Here is a 5,589-nt window from a genome sequence, read left to right on the forward strand (position 1 = left end):
GTTCGCGTCGGTGATCCGGAGCGTGCCGTCGCGCGAGGTGTGCAGCACCGATCGGTCGGGCAGCACCGCCAGGTTCATCGGCTCGCCCGTCTCCGCCACGCCCTTGGCGAGGGTGACCTGCTGGAACTCCTCGGCCGCGGCGTCGGTGGCGGCGAGCCGGTCAGGGGCGGCACCGGCGGGCGGGGCGGTGAGCGCGAAGGTCGCGCCGGCGAGGAGGGTGCTCGTGAGGGCCGCGAGGGCCTTGCGGAGTCTGGGCCGTTTCCTGTGCACGTTGTGTCCTCCGGGGGGATGACGGTGTGTGACAGGCGCGCGCCGTCGCGCCGGGGCCGGTCGGGGGGAGGGGCACGGTTCTATGACCGGTACATCTCAAAAGGACCGTAACGGGCTCCACCCGATCCGGTAACCCCTTTGAAGCGCTGAACGTGAACTTCTTCTTTTTTCTGGACAAAGGCTAGGGCAGGGCCGAGCCGCCCGGCGGCGCGCCGCGCCGCCGGGCTGTCACCGGCCCCTGCCGGAGCCGTCAGTCGCTTCCGAAGGCGGCGTCGAAGGAGGCGCTGGGGGGCTCGTAGTCGTACGCCTTCAGCCGGGCCAGTGCCTCGGGCGCGCCCTGGAGGCGGTCCATTCCGGCGTCCTCCCACTCCACCGAGATCGGCCCCTCGTAACCGATCGAGCGCAGCATCCGGAACACGTCCTCCCAGGCCACGTCGCCGTGCCCGGCCGAGACGAAGTCCCAGCCGCGCCGGGGGTCGCCCCAGGGCAGGTGGGAGCCGAGGCGGCCGTTGCGGCCGTCCAGCCGGCGCCGGGCCTCCTTGCAGTCGACGTGGTAGATCCGGTCCCGGAAGTCGTACAGGAAGCCGACCGGGTCCAGGTCCTGCCAGACGAAGTGGCTGGGGTCGAAGTTCAGCCCGAAGGCCGGGCGGTGGTCGACGGCCTCCAGCGCCCGGTGGGTGGTCCAGTAGTCGTAGGCGATCTCCCCGGGGTGGACCTCGTGGGCGAAGCGGACGCCCTCGGCGTCGAAGACGTCCAGGACCGGGTTCCAGCGCTCGGCGAAGTCGGCGTAGCCGCGCTCGATCATGGCCTCCGGCACGGGCGGGAACATCGCGACCAGGTGCCAGATGGCCGAGCCGGTGAAGCCGATGACGGTGCGCACCCCGAACGCGGCGGCGGCGCGGGCGGTGTCGGCCATCTCGGCGGCGGCCCGCTGCCGCACCCCCTCCGGTTCGCCGTCGCCCCAGATCCGGGCGGGCAGGATGGCCCGGTGGCGCTCGTCGATGATGGCGTCGCACACCGCCTGGCCCACCAGGTGGTTGGAGACCGCCCAGCACTTCAGGCCGTACTTCTCCAGCAGCGCGCGGCGCCCGTCGAGGTAGCCGGGCTCGTTCAGGGCCCGGTCCACCTCGAAGTGGTCTCCCCAGCAGGCGAGTTCGAGCCCGTCGTAGCCGAAGTCGCGGGCCAGGCGGCAGACCTCCTCCAGCGGCAGGTCCGCCCACTGTCCGGTGAACAGGGTGAAGGGTCGGGGCACGGTGCCTCCTTGCAAGGGCACGTCAGGCGGGTACGGGGGCCACCGGCGACGCCGGCGGTACGGGCGTGTAGACGGAGTTCTTCTCGGCGCTCTCCTCGACGGCCGCGAGGACCCGCTGCACCTGGAGCCCGTCGTCGAAGGACGGCTCCGGCTGCTCCCCGGCGGCGATGGCGCGCACCAGGTCGGCTGCCTGGTGGACGAAGGTGTGCTCGTAGCCCAGGCCGTGGCCGGGCGGCCACCAGCCCTCCAGGTAGGGGTGGTCGGGCTCGGTGACGAGGATGCGCCGGAAGCCCGAGGAGGAGGCGCGTTCGGCGTGGTCGTGGAAGGAGAGCTCGTTGAGGCGTTCGAGGTCGAAGGCGAGCGAGCCGCGCTCCCCGTTGAGCTCGACGCGCAGCGCGTTCTTGCGGCCGGTGGCGAAGCGGGTGGCCTCGAAGGAGGCGAGCGCCCCGGAGGCCAGGCGTCCGGTGAACAGCGCGGCGTCGTCCACGGTCACCTCGCCGCGCCCGGCGCCGCCGGTGCCCGACAGGCCCGCGGCGGCCCCCTCGGGCAGGGGCCGGTGCCGTACGAAGGTCTCGGTGAGGGCGGAGACCCCGGTCAGCGGTTCGCCGGCCAGGTGCTGGGCGATGTCGACGGCGTGGGAGCCGATGTCGCCCAGCGCGCCGGAGCCGGCCTGCTCCCGGCGCAGCCGCCAGGTCAGCGGGAAGCCGGGGTCCACCAGCCAGTCCTGCAGGTACTGGACGCGGACGTGGCGCAGGGTGCCCAGGCGGCCTTCGGCGACCAGCCGGCGGGCGAAGGCCAGGGCGGGCACGCGCCGGTAGTTGAAGCCGACCATGGCGATCTGGCCGCGGGCCCGGGCGGCGCGGGCGGCCTCGGCCATGCTCTCGGCCTCCGCCACGCTGTTGGCCATCGGCTTCTCGCACAGGACGTGCTTGCCCGCCTCCAGGGCGGCGATCGCGATGTCGGCGTGGCTGCTGCCGGGGGTGCAGATGTCGACGAGCTGGACGTCGTCGCGGGCGATCAGCGCGCGCCAGTCGGTCTCGGCGGCGGCCCAGCCGAGCCTGTCCGCCGCGGCGCGCACCGCGTCCGGGTCGCGGCCGCAGACGGCGGCCATGACCGGGTCGAGCGGCAGGTCGAAGACCCGGCCCGCGGTGCGCCAGCCCTGGGAGTGGGCGGCGCCCATGAAGGCGTACCCCACCATGCCCACGCCGAGGGTGGGCCGCTTGCTCTCGTTGCCGGAAGAATGCATGGGAGCTCCAAATCGTCGTCCGCACCGTCGGATCCGCGGCGGGGAGTGCCCCGCCGCGGGGGCCGCCTGAGGTCTACACGAAGCCGGTCGGCAGGTACTCCTCGACGTTGTCCTTGGTGACGACGGCGGAGTAGAGGGTGAGCGAGGCCGGGATCTCGAACTCCGCCAACCCGTTGACGCCCTTGCCCTGGCCGAGGGCGCGGGCGAGGTCGATGGCGGAGGCGGCCATGGTGGGCGGGTAGAGCACGGTGGCCTTCAGCACGGTGTTGTCCGCCCTGATGGCGTCCATGGCGTGCTTGGAGCCGGCGCCGCCGACCATGAAGAACTCGTCGCGCCCGGCCTGCTGGATGGCGCGTTCGGCACCGACGCCCTGGTCGTCGTCGTGGTTCCACAGGGCGTCGAACTCGGGTACGGCACGCAGCAGTTGGGACATCTTGGCCTGGCCGGACTCGACGGTGAACTCGGCCGCCTGGCGGGCCACCTTCTTGATGTTGGGGTAGTTCTTCAGCGCGTCGTCGAAGCCCTGGGTGCGCTGCCGGGTCAGTTCCAGGTTGTCCATGCCCGCCAGTTCGACGACCTTGGCGTTCTTCTTGTCCTTCAGCCGCTCGCCGATGTACCGCCCGGCGTTGAGGCCCATGCCGTAGTTGTCGCCGCCGATCCAGCAGCGGTACGCCTGCGGGGAGGCGAAGATCCGGTCGAGGTTGACCACGGGGATGCCCGCCCGCATGGCCTTGAGCCCCACCTGGGTGAGGGCCTTGCCGTCGGCCGGGAGGATGACCAGGACGTCCACCTTCTTGTTGATCAGGGTCTCGACCTGGCCGATCTGCTGGGCGGTGTCGTTGGACCCCTCGGTGGTCACCAGGGTGACGTCGGAGTACTTCTCGGCGCGGCTGGTCGCGTTCTCGTTGATGGCGTTGAGCCAGCCGTGGTCGGCCTGCGGCCCGGCGAAGCCGATGGTGACCTTCTTGCCCGGCTTGTCCTGGGCGACGTCGGCCTGCCGGGCGTCGGCGTCCTTGCTGTCGTTGCTCTCGTTGCTGGTGCAGCCGGTGGTGAGGAGGGCACCGGCGGAGACGGCGGCGGTGCCGAACAGCAGACCTCTGCGGCTGGGCAGGGAGGGTGTGGGCATGGCTGGACCCTTCGACTCGGGCGTGCGGGCTGTGCGGGGTGTCTGACGGGGCGGGGGCGTACCGGGCCGGCTAGGAGGCCCCGGAGCGCGCGGTGCGGTGCTGGACCAGGACGGCGGCGACGATGATCGCGCCCTTGGCGATCTGCTGGACGTCGCTCTGGAGGTTGTTGAGCGCGAACAGGTTGGTGATGGTGGTGAAGACCAGGACGCCCAGGACGGAGCCGGTGATGGTGCCGCGGCCGCCGCTGAGCAGGGTGCCGCCGATGATCGCGGCGGCGATGGCGTCGAGTTCGTAGAGGTTTCCGTTGGTGTTCTGGCCGGAGCCGGTGAGGACGATCAGCATGAAGGCGGCGATGCCGCAGCACAGCCCGGACAGCAGGTACAGCAGCAGCCGCTGGCGCTTGACGTCGATGCCCGCCAGCCGGGCCGCCTCGGCGTTCCCGCCGACGGCCACGGTGCGGCGGCCGAAGGTGGTGCGGCCCAGCAGCAGCCAGCCCGCGACCGTGACGGCGGCGAAGACCAGCACCAGCGGCGGCACGCCCAGCACGTAGGCGTCGCGCAGGCCCAGGTCGAGCACGGCCTGGACCTCGACGACCTGGGTCTTGCCGTCGCTGATCTGCAGGGCCAGGCCGCGGGCGGAGGCGAGCATCGCCAGGGTGGCGATGAAGGGGACCATCGGCCCGTAGGCGACGAGCACGCCGTTGACCAGCCCGCAGCCGAGCCCCACCAGCAGGGCGCACAGCAGCATCCCGCCCAGGCCGAAGTCCTGGGTGGCGACCGTGGTCGCCCACACCGAGGCCAGGGCGACGATCGCGCCCACGGACAGGTCGATGCCGCCCCCGATGATCACGAAGGTGACGCCGACGGTGACGACGCCGATGACGGACGCCTGGGTGAGGATGAGCTGGAGGTTGTCGGTGCTCAGGAACTGCTCGGGGGAGGTGATGGCCCCGACGACCACCAGCGCGGCCAGGACGCCGAGCAGCGACAGGTGGTGCAGGTCCACGCGGGCGGTCCCGGTCCTGCTCCTGGCCCCGTTCCTGCCGGGTGGTGCGGAGGGAGCGGTCTTCTCCCCGGTGGGTTCTCCGGTGGGCGTGGCGCTCAGCACGGCGTGCTCCCTTCCATGACGAGATCGAGGACCCGGTGTTCGTCGAGCTCCCGGGCCGGAGCGGTGTGGACGACCCGGCCCTCGCGCAGCACCAGCACCCGGTCGGCCAGGCCCAGGACCTCGGGCACCTCGCTGGAGACCAGCAGGACGGCCCGGCCCGTGTCGGCCAGCCGGCGGATCACCGCGTACAGTTCGGCGCGGGCGCCGACGTCGACGCCGCGGGTGGGCTCGTCCAGCAGCAGGACGCGGCAGTCGCGCAGCAGCCAGCGCGCCAGGACGGCCTTCTGCTGGTTGCCGCCGGAGAGGGTGCGCACCGGGCGGTCGGGGTCGTCCGGGCGCAGCGACAGCTCGCGGACGGTCGCGTGGGCGGCGGCCCGCTCGCGCGTGCGGTCGAGCCAGCCCCCGCGGGCGAAGCGGGGCAGCGAGGGCAGCGTCACGTTGCGGGTGACGGATTCGAGCATCAGCAGGCCCTGGGCCTTGCGCTCCTCGGGCGCCAGGCCGAGCCCGGCCCGGACGGCGGCGGTGACGCTGCCGGGGCGCAGGGGCCGGCCGTCCACCAGGACCCGGCCGGCGCTGGGGCGGCGGGC

Annotated in this window: 5 protein-coding genes and 1 pseudogene; all 6 read right to left on the reverse strand. The window is 72.8% G+C overall.

The window, feature by feature from the left end; genetic code table 11:
* Positions 1 to 270: pseudogene (locus VE546_RS19795) on the reverse strand (glycosyl hydrolase); the annotation flags it as partial.
* A 250-nt stretch (positions 271 to 520) separates the two neighbouring features.
* Positions 521 to 1,522 carry a sugar phosphate isomerase/epimerase family protein gene (locus tag VE546_RS19800; RefSeq protein WP_324924185.1) on the reverse strand — a complete coding sequence of 334 codons (1,002 nt, stop codon included), beginning with the start codon at positions 1,520 to 1,522 and terminating at the stop codon, positions 521 to 523.
* 22 nt (positions 1,523 to 1,544) lie between these two features.
* Positions 1,545 to 2,768, reverse strand: coding sequence for a Gfo/Idh/MocA family oxidoreductase (locus tag VE546_RS19805; protein WP_324924187.1), 1,224 nt, complete (start codon positions 2,766 to 2,768; stop codon positions 1,545 to 1,547).
* Between the two features lie 73 nt (positions 2,769 to 2,841).
* The gene (locus VE546_RS19810) at positions 2,842 to 3,894 is read right to left on the reverse strand and encodes a substrate-binding domain-containing protein (protein WP_324924189.1); all 1,053 of its coding nucleotides are present in this window, start codon (positions 3,892 to 3,894) and stop codon (positions 2,842 to 2,844) included.
* 70 nt (positions 3,895 to 3,964) lie between these two features.
* On the reverse strand, positions 3,965 to 5,002 hold the full coding sequence (locus tag VE546_RS19815; RefSeq protein WP_324924191.1) for an ABC transporter permease: 1,038 nt from the start codon (positions 5,000 to 5,002) through the stop codon (positions 3,965 to 3,967).
* Positions 4,996 to 5,589: ATP-binding cassette domain-containing protein (locus VE546_RS19820; RefSeq protein ID WP_324924193.1), on the reverse strand; the 594-nt coding region annotated here is incomplete at its 5' end. The genes VE546_RS19815 and VE546_RS19820, both read right to left, overlap by 7 nt.

The organism is Streptomyces sp. (genome assembly GCF_035644915.1).
In the GTDB taxonomy this organism is placed as follows: Bacteria; Actinomycetota; Actinomycetes; order Streptomycetales; family Streptomycetaceae; genus Streptomyces.

Bases quoted from the DNA above. Each gene is read 5' to 3' on its own strand.
- VE546_RS19805 (WP_324924187.1), bottom strand. From the start codon at position 2,768: ATGCATTCTTCCGGCAACGAGAGCAAGCGGCCCACCCTCGGCGTGGGC.
- VE546_RS19810 (WP_324924189.1), bottom strand. From the start codon at position 3,894: ATGCCCACACCCTCCCTGCCCAGCCGCAGAGGTCTGCTGTTCGGCACC.